The organism is Rhodococcus sp. FH8, from assembly GCF_019266085.1.
Lineage (GTDB): Bacteria > Actinomycetota > Actinomycetes > Mycobacteriales > Mycobacteriaceae > Rhodococcus_F > Rhodococcus_F qingshengii.
This window is the reverse complement of the sequence record NZ_LPNQ01000068.1, coordinates 41885-55801: the sequence shown is the minus strand read 5'-3', so window position 1 is coordinate 55801 and position 13917 is coordinate 41885. Positions and strand designations below refer to the sequence as shown.

Sequence of the window (13917 nt, the reverse complement as noted above, 5' to 3'; positions counted from 1 at the left end):
GTTCCATAACAACCTTCGCAGATAGCTGTCCCAGTTCGGAAGTGCCGTTCTCCGGCTTAGTTGACGATGATCGTGTCCGCGGTGCGAGAAAGGGCGTAGCTGTGCAGTGGCTTCTGAGCAGGTCGTTGCACGACCGAGCCATCGACGATGGAGTATCGGCTGCCATGACATGGGCAGTTGATCGTTCCATCGCTGACCTCGGAGACTACGCATCCCTGGTGGGTACATACCGCAGAGAAGGCTTGGAACACGCCTTCCTGCGGCTGGGTGATCACGACTTGCTCGTCCGCCAGAATGACTCCGCCGCCGACAGGAACCGCTGATATCGGAACCTCGGCACTGCCCAGGGTTACGCCGGGTGCATTGCTGTTGTTCTGGGTGCTACATCCGGCAACGGCGAGACAAGTTGTCGCGCAGGCTGTGAGGAGGACCGTTCTGCGCCCGACCTTGATGTCGGATGGATCGATCGTGCTCATGCGGGGACCACCAAACCAGTGAGAAACATCAGGAGTATTCCGACACCGACGCCGACGAGAACCATCGGATCCAGATCCGAGCGGCCTTGTGTGCGCAAGGACGGTGCAATTTGGATGACGACCTGGATGATTGCGCCGACCCCGACTCCGAGCAGCAACGCAGATACTTCACGGTTGTCGACGCCCGCCCCGATAACAGCACCGAGAATTGCCGGCGCACCCGCGATCAATCCCAACCCCAACAAGGTCAACAGGGGGGTACGTCGCCGAGCCAACGGTGCGATGATCGCGAGTCCCTCTGTTGTGTTGTGCAGGGTGAATCCGATAACGAGGAACGCGCCGAGCGCAAGCTCACCTACCGCATACGCGGATCCGATCGCGAGGCCTTCTCCGAGATTGTGCAATCCGATGCCGATGGAAATCATCAGTGCCAGTCTGAGTTCGGATGCACCTGTCGTACCGGCTGGGCGTCTTCCGCGTAGGTAGCGGTCGATGCACGTGAGCGTCAGGAAGGCGATCGCCGCGCCGAGAACGACGAGAGTGCCGCCGCCGAAGGCTCCGCTCGAGGCTGCTGCCAGCTTGAACCCCTCGCTCGTGCCGTCGAAGATCAAAAAGGCGAGCAGACCGACCGTGACGGCCAGCACGAATCTGACTGCCCTGACGCCGGCGCCCCGCATCACAGGTAGCAAGAGCATCCCGAGCAGGACCGGGATGACTCCGACGTATGTGCCCAATAGAGCCATCAAGCCGAAGAACGCCACTCCCGGGACGGGAGTTGCTACGGCAGCGGGAATTTCGTGTTCGATGACCAACCCTGTGGAGGTGAGCATCGAGACGAGGTACGGCTGTCCGGTGATCCACGGGTAGTCGAGGGTGATCGTCTGGGACTCGAGTCTGCCGATGGGATCTGCAGCGCCTACCAAATCGACGAATGTGTCGTTCACGGCAACTTGCGCGACGGTCACCGCGTCGGGGCCGGTGTTGCGTAGCGTCAACGTGATTCGGCCTGGTTCGAGGGCCGTTCGTTCGACGGAGATGTTCTCGATCGGTGGGCCGGTGCGTTCGGGGAGGCTTTGTCCGGCGAGCATTGCCAGCGCAGTCAGGGCGATGACGATGATCGCGAGTACTGCGGCGCCTCGGAGCCAAAGGCCGGTGCGAGATGCGCCTGTTTGATCGGACTCTGTATGCGCGGAACCCGCAGTGTCAAAGGAATTCTCATGAGTGCTCGTAGGAGAGGGAGGATCTGGGGTGCCGGTCATTCGGTCACCTCGAAGAATCCCATCCAGCCCAGATCGGCGAATTCGGTCTTGTGGGCGTGGAACATGTACTTGCCCAGGTAGGGAAAGCGCAGTTCGCATATTCCGCGCTGACCTTGGGCCTGGATGATCGTGTCCGTGAATTCGCTGGACTCGAGCCGAGTCCCGGTCGGGTAGTAGTCGAAGAAGTTCCCGTGCACGTGGAAGCTGTTGATCGGATCGTATTCGAGGACGTTGACCAGGTAGATGCGAACCAGCTCGCCTCGTTTCACCTGTACCGGTTCGTGCATGTGATGGAACGGGATGCCGTTGACCGCGTAGAGCTGGTTTCCTTGCCCGTCGAATGTGGTGTTGTAGCCGTGCATCACCATCACCATTTCGTCAGCCGCCGGGCGCCCCTGAGCTGGATCGACGATGAATGTGCCGTACATGCCGCGGGCAATGTGCTCTGCAAGTGGATTGACGTGGCAGTGATAGAGATGCAATCCGAAAGGGGTTGCATCGAATTCGTAAGTGAATGATTCGCCCGGCTCGATGATGCCCCGACCTACCCCGGGAATTCCGTCCATGTCAGCGGGATGGATTCCGTGAAAGTGCATCGTGTGAGGGTGCGCGGAACCGTTGACGAACCGCACCCGGAGCCGGTCTCCCTCACTGCATCTCAAGGCGGGACCTGGAATGCGGGAGTTGAAGGTCCACGCGGGAAAATAGACTCCGGGTGCTACCTCGATCTCCTCGTCGGCTGCGAAGATCTCCCACTCGCGTAGCGTTCGACCGTCAGGCAATTCGGAAGTCGTCCCGTAGTCGAAGTCACGCAGCATTGCCGTGGGATGAAACCCGTTGGCAGTGTGGTTCACCTGCTGACCGGCCCGAAAGGTCGCACCGCTCGTGCCGCCGTGACGGACTCCGCCGTCTCCGTCAGGTGCGGCGGTACCCGGGTTGGTGTTTCCGGGATGCTCGGTAGGCGATGCGCCCGCAACTCTTCCTGCGTTCATCATGAGTCCGGCTGATCCGGCGAGCGCCCCACCGATCAACAATTGTCGCCGCGACGGTGCGCTCATGGCCACCCGACCGAAGCATCGACATTCCTGGCAGTCAAAAGAGTCACACCTCAAAGTTTGTCATGCCGAACTTTATTTTCATAGCCCCCAAACTATCCGAACGCATTCGACCGAAAACAGGCGGACCGCGGAAATTTTCGACGAGTGGGGCGTCGTGGTTTCGCCACCTCGAACCGCAGAAGTTCGCAGAGATGGACTGCTTCCCTGTCGACAGCGCTCCGGCTCCCTCCTCGCTCGAATCAGGTCACACGGATTGCGGACGCTGAATCTCACGTTCGGACCCGCGCGCGGATTCGAACAGCAGCGACACGGCGACCAGGATGAATCCACAGGTGAGGTAGGTATCGGCAAGATTGAAGGTGGGCCACCAGCCGGTGTGGAAGTAGTCGGTGACCTTCCCGTCGAGGGCTCGGTCGACCACGTTGGAGGCAGCTCCGGCGACAATCAGAGCGAAACCGATCACGGCCACCCCGCGACTTTGCGGGACACTCCGCCAGGCGTATACGGCGATTCCCATGGTGGCGAGGCCGGTAAAGGCGATGATGACGGCACTCGGCAGCTGATTGCCCAGGCTGAAGGCGACACCACTGTTGTAAGCCAGCCTCAAACTGACGACGCCCAGATCCATCTCGTTGGCCCCGGACAGGTGCTTCCGCGCAACGGGCTCAATCGTCAGGGCGACGACGACCGAAACGAGCACCGTCGTAGCGAAGAGAATTCGTTTCTTGCGATGGGGGGATTTGTCGTTCGTGGTCACCTCGTTGGTACTCACCACGGAAGCTCCTGGCAACGCCCGTCACCCGCGGCGGGTTCTACCTGCAGGGTCGCGTGTACGAGATTGAACTGGGTGGCCAATAGATCCTGGGCAGCAGCGAGAACCTTGGTCGGATCGGACTCCTCGTCGATCGTCAAATGCGCCGACGCAACTTCCATGCCCGATGTGAGCGTCCAGATGTGAAGGTCGTGAGCGTCCTTGACTCCGGGGATCCCCTGCAAGGCTTGCGTCACCTCGGTGATGCTCACGCCGGCGGGGGCGTGCTGGAGCAGGATCCGCAGGGCATGGCGGCCGAGATTGTATGCACGCGGTAGGACGAACAAGCCGATCGCAACACCGATCACCGGATCCGCATACCGCCATCCGAAGATCAGTGTGACCAATCCGCTGATCAGGACTCCAACGGACCCGAGCATGTCAGCCATGACCTCGAGATAGGCGCCCCGGACGTTGATGCTTTCCTTCGCCCCGCTGCGAAGCAGCAAGAATGCCGCGATGTTCATCACGAGGCCGACGACAGCGACGATGCTCACCGGGAGTCCAGGGACCTCAGGCGGATCGGAAAGTCGACCGAGAGCTTCGTAGAGAACCCATCCGGCGACACCGAACAGGAGTAGAGCATTGAACAAGGCAGCGAACACCTCCGCCCGGTACATACCGAACGTGCGATCCGGGCGCGATCGCGCTCTTTGCGCAAGCAAGATAGCGGTCAATGCCATGAGGATGCCGAACACATCGGTGAAGACGTGTGCGGAGTCGGAGAGCAGGGCGAGTGATGACGTGGACAACCCCACGATGACTTGCGTGACGAACGTGACCAGACCGAGCCCGACGGCTATCCATAATTTGCGGACATGTTTACCCGATGCACTCGCAGCTTGTTCCGCAACGCCGTGCCCATGGCCGTGACCCATCTCGATATGCCCTTCTCGCCGATGACTGGAGCGTCGTATTCTCATATGCGCATATTTGCCAACGAGAGAGTTTCAGTAAACCCTGGCTGAAGCACCCATGCAACTATCCGTCATAGTATTTTGGTCCGGAGCACCGATCGCGCGGGCGAGATCCACAATGCTGAGAGGTCCACCCGCAAATGATCGAAACCGAACCGTCCGGCGCCGATACCCTCGTCGTCGGACGACCCATACGGAAAGTATTGGGATGGGGTGTCATAGCTGCAATCACTGCGGCGGCATTGGCGCGCGCATCAACTTCCGAGGCGCTGCGATTGCTCGGACTTCCAGATCCGGGGCCCTTGACGATTTACGGACTCCCGGCGGTGATGGCGTTCGGCGAGGTTGCCGCCGTGATGACCGTAGGCAGTCTACTTTTGGCTGCCGTTCTCGTTCCGCCTCAAGCCTCAGGTGTACTCGATGTCGACGGATATCTGGCGCTACGAACCGCAAGCGTCGCCGCCGCTATCTGGGCGGTATGCGCGGCGCTGCTCGTTCCACTCACCCTCTCGGACAGTTCAGGCCAACCTCTCTCCGTCGTGTTCGCCGATCCAGGGCTGTTCGCTCGCGCGATCTCGGACATCGATGTCACAACTGCATGGGCATGGACCGCAGGACTCACACTCGTACTCGCGATTGCGTGTCGTCTGACCCTGCGATATTCGTGGACACCGTTACTTCTCGCATTCGCTTTGTTCAGCCTGCTCCCCAGGGCATTGTCGGGTCACTCCTCCTCGGGCGGATCCCACGACATCGCCACGAACAGTTTGGTTCTGCATATCCTTGCGGCGTCGATCTGGATGGGAGGAATAGCGGCTCTCGTGCTGCATGCCCGCAGAAAGGGGAGCTATCTCGACTTCGCCGCGCGCCGCTTCTCGGCCGTGGCACTCATGGCGTTCGTCGTCATAGCGATCAGCGGTGTGGTCAACGCTGCCGTGCGGGTGCCGCTCACCGCGGTGTGGAGTAGCACCTACGGTGTCTTGATTCTTGCCAAAGTCGCCGCCTTGGTCCTCACCGGACTGGCAGGTTGGCGCCAACGGACAATCGCGATCGCCGAACTGACGAAGGACCCTAGCGACGGTCGCACCTTCATTCGTCTGGCAGGGGTGGAGTCGGTGGTTCTCGCAGTAACCGTCGGTATCGCCGTCGCCCTGGGCCGCACGCCGCCCCCGGCGCCCACGGAACGACAGGATCCGAGCAGAGTCGAGGAGGTACTCGGGTATGCGCTCGATGGCGTACCGACTGCGGGCCGCTTGCTCGTCGACTGGCGATTCGATCTCATTTTCGGAACTCTCGCCGTGGTGTTGGCTGCGTGCTACGTCGTCGGCGTTTTTCGCCTCCGACAGCAGGGCGTGCAGTGGTCGACGTTCCGATCGGTCAGCTGGGCTCTGGGGTGCCTGGTGTTGCTTGTCGCAACATCGTCGGGAGTGGGTAGATATGCACCCGCAGTGATGAGTATGCATATGGCCGCAACGTCCGCCGTGGCGGTCCTTGCTCCACTCTGTCTGGTCCTGGGCGCCCCGTTCACGCTGTTTAGGCTCTCCGTTCGACGATCGTCCGGAGATGCGCCCGGCCTCAGGGAATGGGCGCAGAGCGTGTACAGAGGCTCCTGGTTCCGATTCATGTCCCAGCCCTATGTGATTGCTGTGATTTTCGCCGGAGCCCTGCCTCTCCTTTACCTGGGGGGGATGTACAGCTCTGTCGCCGGCTCGCACGTCCCCCATCTGGTGATCAACGGAACCCTGCTGATCTGCGGTTTCATGTTCTTCTGGGTCATGGTCGGCGTCGATCCCTTGCCGAGGCGGGCGAGCCTCGCGGTCAGGATGGCCCTGCTCCTGGTGGCGTTCTTGGCCTACGGGGGCCTCGCAGCAGCACTGATCACCACTGACACGGTGATTGCTGATCAGTACTTCGCGTCGTTGCAGCGCGGCTGGCTCGACGACCTCTCGCGAGATCAACGGTTCGGTGCCGGACTGATAATCGCGATCGGAGCAATGCCCCTGGCAATCGCGACAGGGTTCCTCACCGCGTGCTGCTCGCCGAGATGCCACCGCGCGGCACATGAGTAGGAGAAGGTGCATTCGCAGGGGACGTTTCGTCGAGATTCTGAACTTTGTCAACGCTCGCCCAAAAACTATGCGAAATAGTAGTACGCTGTCTGGGACCGTCACCATTCTGTGACCTTCCGCGACGCAAGGAATGCGATCTTGGCCCGACACCGCAAGCCCGACACCGACGATCTCGACTGCCCACTTCGGGAAAGTTATCTTTTCGGCACGCCACACAGCGATCGAGACCTGCCAGTCGACACGATGTATATCTCCACCGCATCTGCAGTCGACCGTGAATCCGTCGCTGGAAGCGTTCAGGCGCGACGCGGCGGTGCTCATCGCCGACAGTCCCGCAGTCGTCCTGGTGGACGGGCTTTGGTTCTCTCTGTCGCCACCGGCGCTTTGCTTGCCGCCGGCACATCCGCCTCACATGCATCGGCAGGGAGCGTCAGTGCTCCCGTCGAGCTCGACCAACAACCGCTGGCACCTCTCGACCAGGCACTGGCATCGGCTCCGGAAATTCTCCAGGTTCCCAAACTGGCCGACCTGGGGAGGCTGGCCGAACAGTTGGCTCGAGGCACCGAACGCGACACCGATCGCGCGTCGAGAGAGGCAACCGATCGCGCGTCGAGAGAGGCAGCTGCACGCCAACCGCTGACGATGGCTCCTGTCAGCGGAACATTGACGTCGAACTACGGGCCGCGTTGGGGGTCGACTCATTACGGGTTGGACATTGCCAATGAGATTGGTACACCTATCGTGTCCGTGACCGACGGTACGGTACTCGAGTCCGGACCTGCGTCGGGTTTCGGACTGTGGGTCCGTATCCTGCAGGATGACGGGACAATCGGGGTCTTCGGACACATCAACGAGACTCTGGTAACCGCGGGTCAAAAGGTGCGTGCCGGAGAATTGATTGCGACGGTAGGAAACAGAGGACAATCAACAGGGCCACATCTGCATTACGAGGTGTGGCAGGCAGACGGCCAGAAGGTCGATCCCATGGCATGGTTGGACGCGCGCGGGGTACAGATTCAGCCTCCGGCCATCAGTGACTGACGCAATCGACGATTTTCGAAGGGGGAAGGAAGATGAAGAGGCTCGGCGGGCTCGAATCCGAAGTGATGGATCTCCTGTGGGATGCAGAAGAGCCGCAGTCTGTGCGGGATCTGGTCGACCGCTTCGAGGGCGGCGCCCCGAAGGCATACACCACGATCTTGACCGTCGTGACGCACCTTCACGAAAAAGGTTGGGTGCAGAGGGAAAAACGAAGCCGCGCGTACATCTATTCGCCATCGCGTAGCCGCGATGAAGCGACCTCACTGGCCATGCGCGAATTACTCGACAACAGCAACGACTCTGTTTCAGCGCTTCTGCACTTCGCGCAAAACGTCTCGGATGACGAATACGAGGCACTGCGGCGAGCGCTGGATCACGGCAAGGTTCGGTAGATGACTCTCGCCGCAGTCCTCTTTCTCGGGGCCGTGCTCATCGGAGCGTTCATGCCCAAGGTGTTGCGGCGTTTCGAATCGACCACTCTGGCTCCTGCAGCGATTCTCGCGGCATGGATCGGCAGTATCGTGGGTCTGGGATTCCTTGCCGTATCGGCAGTAGTGATCCTTCTGTGGCCGAGCCATGCACCAGCGGAAGGGCTCTCCGAGGCCCTCGTGCGATGCTTCACTGCCTTCCAGCACGCGATGGCTCCCTGGATCGGGGAAGCGCTCGCTGTCGGCGGAGTTGCGGTTACCGCGCTCATCGCCGCTCGGAGCTTGTTCTTGGCTCATCGACAACATAAGGGCCGAGCGAAGGTCCGCGACTACCACCGTGATGTCGTATCGATCATCGCCCGCGCAGATCCGGCATCGGATGACGTTCTCTGGCTTGATCATCCGATGCCGATGGCCTACAGCGTCGCTGGACGGCCGGGATTCGTCGTAGCGACCAAAGGTCTCTCCGATTGCTTGACTGCATCCGAGCGTGAAGCGGTGATCGCGCACGAGCGGGCACACTTGCGAGGGCAGCATCACCGGATCATCAATGTGTGCGAAGTCTTCGCGAAGGCGCTGCCGGTGATCCCGCTGTTCAAAGCGGCTCCCGCTGCGGTGCGGCGGCTGGTCGAGCTCGCTGCCGACGATCGAGCTGCACAAGCCACCAGCCCCGATGCCGTCCGGTCGGCATTGCGCGTGGTGGCGACGTCGCCGCTACCTCAGCCGGTGTGGACTCTCGGGCTCGGTGACGACGAGATCGCGGTGCGTTTGGTCAGGCTGCAGGCCGATTCCCGGATTCGCGCCACCAAACTGGTCTGTATCTCTGCTGCGATGCTCCCGATGATCGTTCCCGTCATCGCCGCGTTGACCACCATGGTCGTCTTCTCCGCGTCCGCTCATGCCCTCGTGACCTAAGGCGGCACCGGAGGAACACTCGATCGGTACCTCGAACCCAAAAACTATGCAACGTAGTATTTGGGTTATGCTTCTGTCGCACACTCTATTTGCGTCTCGACAGGAAGCGGGCTGACCATGACCGCAATTGCATCACCCCCCATCGCCGCCCGGCCGTACCCCGCGCGACGGGCGCCGAAGGGATCGGTGCTGCGGAACCTTGTGACGACGACCGATCACAAGACGCTCGGCTTGATGTATTTGGTGACTTCGTTCGCGTTCTTCCTCATCGGCGGGCTCATGGCGCTGATCATGCGCAGCGAACTGGCGATTCCGGGCATGCAATTCCTGTCGAACGAGCAGTACAACCAGTTGTTCACCATGCACGGCACGATCATGCTGCTGCTGTACGCGACGCCGGTGGTGTTCGGATTCGCCAATTTCGTTCTCCCCCTGCAGATCGGTGCGCCGGATGTCGCCTTCCCGCGACTGAACGCGTTCAGCTACTGGCTCTACCTTTTCGGTGCGCTCATCGCTACGGGCGGCTTCGTCACTCCCGGCGGTGCCGCAGATTTCGGCTGGACGGCCTACACACCTCTGAGTTCGGCAGTCAGCTCACCTGGGGTCGGTGCGGATCTGTGGATTGTGGGGCTTCTCGTCTCCGGTCTCGGCACCATTCTCGGCGCGGTCAACATGATCACCACCATTGTCTGCTTACGCGCTCCGGGGATGACGATGTTCCGCATGCCGATCTTCACGTGGAACATCTTCATCACCTCGGTCTTGATTCTGTTGGCCTTCCCGCTGTTGACCGCGGCACTCTTCGCACTGCTTTACGACCGTCGCCTCGGTGGCAACATCTTCGACCCCGCGAATGGCGGAGTCCTGCTGTGGCAGCACCTGTTCTGGTTCTTCGGTCATCCCGAGGTCTACATCATCGCGCTGCCGTTCTTCGGTATCGTCTCGGAGATATTTCCGGTCTTCAGCCGCAAACCGATCTTCGGCTACAGCGGCCTGGTCTACGCGACGCTCGGTATCGCGGCGCTGTCGATCGCAGTGTGGGCGCATCACATGTACGCGACGGGCGCGGTCCTGCTGCCGTACTTCTCGTTCATGACGTTCCTGATCGCCGTGCCGACGGGTGTGAAGATCTTCAACTGGATCGGAACGATGTGGAAGGGGCACTTGACGTTCGAGTCACCGATGCTGTTCTCTCTCGGATTCTTGATCACCTTCCTCTTCGGTGGCCTGTCCGGTGTGCTGCTGGCGAGCCCTCCGCTGGATTTTCAGGTCACGGATACTTACTTCGTTGTCGCCCATTTCCACTATGTGGTTTTCGGTACGGTCGTGTTCGCGACGTACGCCGGTATCTATTTCTGGTTCCCGAAGATGACCGGTCGCATGATGGACGAACGCCTGGGCAAGTGGCACTTCTGGACCACGTTCGTCGGCTTTCACATGACGTTCCTCGTCCAGCACTGGCTCGGTGCCGAAGGTATGCCCCGTCGTTACGCCGACTACCTACCCGCGGATGGATTCACCACCCTCAATACAGTCTCGACCATCGGATCCTTCATTCTCGGAGCCTCCACTCTCCCGTTCATCTGGAACGTCTTCAAGAGCTACAGATTCGGCGAAGTGGTCACCGTCGACGATCCGTGGGGCTACGGAAACTCGCTGGAGTGGGCGACCACTTGCCCGCCGCCGCGGCACAACTTCACGGAGTTGCCGCGCATTCGTAGCGAGCGTCCGGCCTTCGAGTTGCACTACCCGCACATGGTGGCTCGGATGCGGGCAGAAGCACACGTCGGGGTCGGTCATCGGCCGGAGACGACCTCAGAATCGGAGAAGGTACTTACCGGCATGCCCGACGATGACGAGAAGAAGTAGTTCGGCGACGAAGTCCGATGGGAAAGCCAATGTCAACACGAACAATGCCAGTGGTCATCGTCCCGGCAACAGATGCCGCTGCCGCCCTACTGACGGACTGGTTGATCCGAGACGTACTGCCCACCGCTCTCGACGGCGGAGTGGCGAACCATGCCGCTGACCACTTGCGGACCTTGCCGCCGATATCTCGTCGCCACGTCCGACACCCCCGCAAACTTCGGGTCCACACCCGCCGGGTCGGCGAAGCAATCGCGACAATCGAGAACCATCTCCACACCGTCGCGGTTTCCGTCGACGCAGAACGGACCTTCACGCCTTCGATCACGGTCCTTCCCGACCCCGTGCTGAACGCCGCAGCCAGTATCAGTGGTGCCGTGATGGATATCGGGAGTTCCGCGGCGGCATTGGCCAATCGTGCACTCCTTCTGGCTCCGACGACAATCGAGTCGCCGGAAGCGGCGCTCACGACCCAATCGAGGGTAACCGAATCCTATTACGCACTCCTTGCGCGGCTGTGGCACAGCGATTTTCACGCGAGCATCGTCATCCCTCCACCGACCGAACCCTGAGCGCTCCTCGCTTCGGTGTGCTTTTACGAGGGGGGGCACACCGAAGCGAGATTATTCGACACTCATCCTCAGTCGTACGCCTTGGATTCGACGACAATCAGGCGGCACGACAAAGGGGGTGACTACTTCTTCGGAGGGATCGCTCTCTTCGCGGCAAAGGCGGCCCTCTGAATCTGGCTGGTCAGTTTTCCACCGGTTTTGGTTTCGGCCGCAGCGGCGGTTTTGTCGATTGCATTTTCGATCTTGTCCGCGTTCTTCGAGGCGGCCTCCATGCCTTTGTCGACCAGCGCTTTCGCTGCACCCGTGAGTTTCATGTTCGTCTCCTTCTCCTGGCCTCAATTGCCGATGTGCCCGTGGATTGCCGAGCTAAAAACTAAGATCCATAGTAGTTGCGTTGAGCGTGGCTGATCGTGCACCTGCCGAGTTCGGCGGCGGTGGCCCTTTTGCGTCAGACCCTCAGATCAACGTCGACCAATAAGTCCAGAATGCGCTGAGAATCATGCTCGCGACGGACAAGATCCAGATGGTAGGCACGAGAGTGTGATTCTGGGCGCCGACCGTCACGATTCTCGTCACGGGTCGAGAGGAGGCTGAGGCGCTGCGGGTGCAAAGGTGCAAAGAGGCATACCAGAGTGCTGTGATCGTCACCACCCACACGACCATGCAGTACGGGCACAGCGCCTGGATTCTGTACAAGCTTTGGAATATCAGCCAGTGGACCAGTACCGCGCCGGCGAACAATCCGATGACGAGAGACCGCCAATACCATTGAGGAAGTCCGCTTTTCGCGGAAAGCGTTACGATTCCCGTGGTCAGCAAGACGGTGAATGCCACCACGCCGAGGATCGAGTTCGGAAAACCGAAGACCGACGCCTGGGGAGAACTCATCACCGATCCGCAGCTGAGGACGGGGTTGATGCTGCAGGACGGACGATACGAGGGATCGGAGAGAAGTCGAAACTTCTCGATCGTCAGTATCAGAGACGCGATCAATCCGAGCACGCCAGCACCTGAGAGGATCCAACCGATCGCGTAGGAAGAACACGCTGCAGGGAAGGAACCAGCAGTGCGAGCCCCCCTGGTATCGGTCCGGGTGCCACCCGTTGACGTCATCGGGCCAGCGCTGCGTCGATGCGCCCGGTGAGCTCCTCGTATGTGGGCATGGCTGGCAACTGGACGCCGTCGAGGAAAAGTGTCGGCGTGCCCTGCACCCCCAAGTCGATCCCTTCGTTGAAGTCTCGTTCAACCCGCTCGGCAACAGTGGGATCCTTCAGATCCGCTTCGAAGGTAGCCATGTCGAGCCCCAGATCCTGTGCGAACGTACGAAAGAGGGGTTCTTGAGATTCGGACGATTCACCCCACTCGGTCTGTGTGTCGTACATGCGCTGATACATCTCGACGAACTTCCCTTGCCGAGAAGCTGCCTCGACCACTCGCGCTGCGAGTCCGCTGTTCGTGTGGCTGGGGATAGGGAAGTACCGCACGCCAAAGGTAATGCGGTCCGCGTACTCGGTACGTATCCGTTCCATCGTGGGATACATAGCCAGGCATGCCTCGCACTCGAAGTCGAGGAATTCGACCAGAACGACATCGTTGTCGGGGGCAGTGGAAAGCAGATGGGTGTCGGCTCGGAGCACCGTCGCGTCCGAAGCGCCGGCGCTGGTGGTCCCTGTCCCGCTGCGGTTACCGAGCAACAGTGCACCGAGGACGACAGCGAAGACAGCTACCAGGGCTATCGAAAATTTCGCGTTGGTGGTCAACTTCATGGATCCGCCTACCGGGTCGATGTTCGTTCGTGCGCGCAGCCTTCCGGCGACCACACACCCTGACTACTATGCAACATAGTAGTCGGAGGTAGTCTCTCAGCGAGATGCCGGTGTGCATCGATCGCCGGACTCCGCACCGTGATGGTGTGAGCCGAGTAGGAGGAACAGATTTTGAGGCGTGCAATGGTTGTGCTGCTGGTGGCTGCAGGGTGTGCGCTCATCGGCGCAGGCACCGCGCAAGCCCACAGTGCGCTGGTCGGATCGACTCCATCCGCGGATGCAGCTCTCGATGCTGCACCTGTTTCCGTGGAATTGGTGTTCAACCAAGAGATTCAGACGAGTTTTGCGAACGTGACCGTCAGTACGGCCGACGGAACGCAGGTCGGGGCCGGGGATCCGTCAGTGCAGGGAGAGCGCGTCTCTCTCTCCACGACCCCGCAGATGCCTTCGGGCACCTACACCGTGGGGTATCGCGTGATTTCCGAGGACGGCCATCCGATCACAGGGTCCTATACCTTCACGTTGAACGTGGCACCGAACGCGGCGGCACCGTCTCCTGCAGGTGCTCTTCCCTCTGTCACAGTCGCCCCGTCGGCAGCCACCGGTGAAACCGGCGCCGCCGACGGATCCCCACTGCTGCTGCCGATTCTCGGTGGCGCCGTGGCGTTGCTGTTCGTGGTCGGAATGGTGATCGTCCTGCGCGGAGAGAAGCGCTCGAAGCGCTGAACCTGCAGCACAG

The 13917-nt window shown here is 60.7% G+C and carries 15 protein-coding genes; 7 read left to right on the top strand and 8 right to left on the bottom strand.

All coding sequences use genetic code 11. The features are described from left to right. Window positions 1-56 precede the first annotated feature (56 nt). From ATN38_RS17960 to ATN38_RS17940, 5 genes are all read right to left on the bottom strand, one after another. Window positions 57-476 (bottom strand): ubiquinol-cytochrome c reductase iron-sulfur subunit, encoded by a 420-nt coding sequence (locus tag ATN38_RS17960; protein ID WP_011331647.1) that lies wholly within the window; start codon window positions 474-476, stop codon window positions 57-59. Further along, on the bottom strand, window positions 473-1735 hold the full coding sequence (locus ATN38_RS17955; RefSeq protein ID WP_011331646.1) for a ZIP family metal transporter: 1263 nt from the start codon (window positions 1733-1735) through the stop codon (window positions 473-475). Before ATN38_RS17955 ends, ATN38_RS17960 begins: the two co-directional genes overlap by 4 nt. After that, window positions 1732-2793, bottom strand: coding sequence for a multicopper oxidase domain-containing protein (locus ATN38_RS17950; protein WP_011331645.1), 1062 nt, complete (start codon window positions 2791-2793; stop codon window positions 1732-1734). Before ATN38_RS17950 ends, ATN38_RS17955 begins: the two co-directional genes overlap by 4 nt. Before the next feature lie 244 nt (window positions 2794-3037). Then, window positions 3038-3565, bottom strand: a complete 528-nt coding sequence (lspA, locus tag ATN38_RS17945; protein WP_011331644.1) for a signal peptidase II — start codon at window positions 3563-3565, stop codon at window positions 3038-3040. Then, window positions 3562-4482, bottom strand: a complete 921-nt coding sequence (locus ATN38_RS17940) for a cation diffusion facilitator family transporter (RefSeq protein ID WP_003944635.1) — start codon at window positions 4480-4482, stop codon at window positions 3562-3564. Before ATN38_RS17940 ends, lspA begins: the two co-directional genes overlap by 4 nt. 179 nt (window positions 4483-4661) lie before the next feature. Here ATN38_RS17940 and ATN38_RS17935 point away from each other — a divergent pair, with 179 nt between their 5' ends. The 6 genes from ATN38_RS17935 (at window position 4662) to ATN38_RS17910 (ending at window position 11412) form a co-directional block, all read left to right on the top strand. After that, window positions 4662-6590: a bifunctional copper resistance protein CopD/cytochrome c oxidase assembly protein gene (locus ATN38_RS17935; protein WP_011331643.1), complete on the top strand. Its 1929-nt coding sequence runs from the start codon at window positions 4662-4664 to the stop codon at window positions 6588-6590. 138 nt (window positions 6591-6728) lie between these two features. Then, window positions 6729-7631: a M23 family metallopeptidase gene (locus ATN38_RS17930; RefSeq protein WP_229757321.1), complete on the top strand. Its 903-nt coding sequence runs from the start codon at window positions 6729-6731 to the stop codon at window positions 7629-7631. Window positions 7632-7663: 32 nt separating this feature from the next. After that, window positions 7664-8023, top strand: coding sequence for a BlaI/MecI/CopY family transcriptional regulator (locus ATN38_RS17925; RefSeq protein ID WP_003944627.1), 360 nt, complete (start codon window positions 7664-7666; stop codon window positions 8021-8023). Further along, complete coding sequence (locus tag ATN38_RS17920) at window positions 8024-8974, top strand: M56 family metallopeptidase (protein ID WP_003944663.1); 951 nt, start codon at window positions 8024-8026, stop codon at window positions 8972-8974. It abuts the gene before it with no gap. Between the two features lie 117 nt (window positions 8975-9091). Beyond that, window positions 9092-10843 carry a cytochrome c oxidase subunit I gene (gene ctaD, locus ATN38_RS17915; protein ID WP_011331640.1) on the top strand — a complete coding sequence of 584 codons (1752 nt, stop codon included), beginning with the start codon at window positions 9092-9094 and terminating at the stop codon, window positions 10841-10843. Window positions 10844-10872: 29 nt separating this feature from the next. Further along, entirely contained in the window at window positions 10873-11412 is a 540-nt protein-coding gene (locus ATN38_RS17910) for a hypothetical protein (protein WP_229757320.1), read from the top strand. Between the two features lie 122 nt (window positions 11413-11534). Here ATN38_RS17910 and ATN38_RS17905 read toward each other — a convergent pair whose 3' ends face one another. The 3 genes from ATN38_RS17905 to ATN38_RS17895 all read right to left on the bottom strand — a co-directional run bounded on the left by ATN38_RS17905 (window position 11535) and on the right by ATN38_RS17895 (window position 13178). After that, on the bottom strand, window positions 11535-11726 hold the full coding sequence (locus ATN38_RS17905) for an antitoxin (protein ID WP_003944616.1): 192 nt from the start codon (window positions 11724-11726) through the stop codon (window positions 11535-11537). 142 nt (window positions 11727-11868) lie between these two features. Beyond that, a complete protein-coding gene (locus tag ATN38_RS17900; RefSeq protein WP_003944651.1) occupies window positions 11869-12525 on the bottom strand; it encodes a vitamin K epoxide reductase family protein in 657 nt (218 codons plus the stop codon). Continuing rightward, entirely contained in the window at window positions 12522-13178 is a 657-nt protein-coding gene (locus ATN38_RS17895; protein WP_003944626.1) for a thioredoxin domain-containing protein, read from the bottom strand. Before ATN38_RS17895 ends, ATN38_RS17900 begins: the two co-directional genes overlap by 4 nt. Before the next feature lie 183 nt (window positions 13179-13361). On the opposite strand from ATN38_RS17895, the gene ATN38_RS17890 reads away from it, so the two are divergent. Next, a complete protein-coding gene (locus tag ATN38_RS17890; protein ID WP_229757319.1) occupies window positions 13362-13904 on the top strand; it encodes a copper resistance CopC family protein in 543 nt (180 codons plus the stop codon). Window positions 13905-13917 lie beyond the last annotated feature (13 nt).